Origin of the sequence: Caballeronia sordidicola, assembly GCF_002220365.1 — a bacterium.
GTDB classification, from domain to species: domain Bacteria; phylum Pseudomonadota; class Gammaproteobacteria; order Burkholderiales; family Burkholderiaceae; genus Caballeronia; species Caballeronia sordidicola_C.
Genome location: NZ_MTHB01000009.1, coordinates 1 through 1,129 on the forward strand (window position 1 = coordinate 1; position 1,129 = coordinate 1,129).

1 protein-coding gene and 1 pseudogene are annotated in these 1,129 nt (G+C 49.3%); both read left to right on the forward strand.

Annotation, left to right across the window (positions count from 1 at the left end):
* Window positions 1–693, forward strand: a 693-nt coding sequence (locus tag BSU04_RS46990) for a PRC-barrel domain-containing protein (RefSeq protein ID WP_089158733.1), incomplete at its 5' end; no start/stop codon positions are given.
* 245 nt (window positions 694–938) lie between these two features.
* Window positions 939–1,129, forward strand: a pseudogene (locus BSU04_RS46995) (slipin family protein); the annotation flags it as partial.

Sequence of the window (1,129 nt, forward strand, 5' to 3'; positions counted from 1 at the left end):
TGTCTAACCGACCTACGCGCGTTCAACGGTCAAATGGAAAGAGACGGCTTTCCAATGGGCCAGCGAAGCTATGGAATGTATGGCAATCCCAGCACCGAATATCCCGTAACTTCGAGTGGTGCTTACCGAAATGCTCGGCCAGGGTACGAAGTTCGAATTCTCCTTGCGTCCGCAAGTATTTTGGCCCGACATGGGCTGCAGCAACCGTGTGAGGACGCGCTCACCGAAACACGAAATATTTACGACCCGTATGTAGCAAACCTGCATGGTCGGAGACCTTCCGAGTTAAGAGGTTCAGGTTGGCAGCAGCATGAGATTCGCACGGCCAAACCAGTCATGACCGGTAAAACCTCGTTCCGCTCGGATGAGTTGCTCGGTACTGACGTGCATACTCCGGACAATCAAGCGCTTGGTAGCGTAGACGACATACTGATGAGCCCGCAAACCGGAAAAATTGAATACCTGGTACTTGCCCGAGGCGGAATCTTGGGAATCGATGAGAAGTACGTGCCCGTCCCGTGGGCGGACTTTAAAGCAACTCCAAACGTGAACTTGCTCGTGCTAAATGCGACAAAACGAGAGATGGACGCAGCGCCGCGCATAAGCGGCGAGGAAATTGCCACCCCCGCGAACTTCGATCAACAGAGTCAAAAAATAGATGCATTTTGGAAGGCCAATCTTTCTCAAAGGTAAAATTCGGCCTCTCAAGGAATACGATCAAATTTTCAAAATTCCGTCAATCAATTGCTTGGAAGCATATAACAAACTGGTGGGGAAATAGATAGGCGTAGCGGGAGACCAATTTCGGATAAATCCAATTCTTTCTACAACCAGTAATACGTTTTGTTCATCATTGAATACGCGGCGTTTGGCCGCACGCGGACGGTCCTGGTCGATTTTTCGCGCCCACTGACGCTAGTCTTGAGAGTTCAGCTATCATGAATCCGATCACCTTGGTTGTATCAATCGCTTTTGTCGTCGCCGCTTTCGTAGCAGGCGAATTCGTAAGTCTGTATCTGGCACCTCCACTTTTCATCATAGCGATCCTTGTGATGCTTTCAATCAAGATTGCTAACGTTTGGGAAAAATTCGTTATCCTACGCGTAGGGAAGCTACAAAGTGTCAAAGG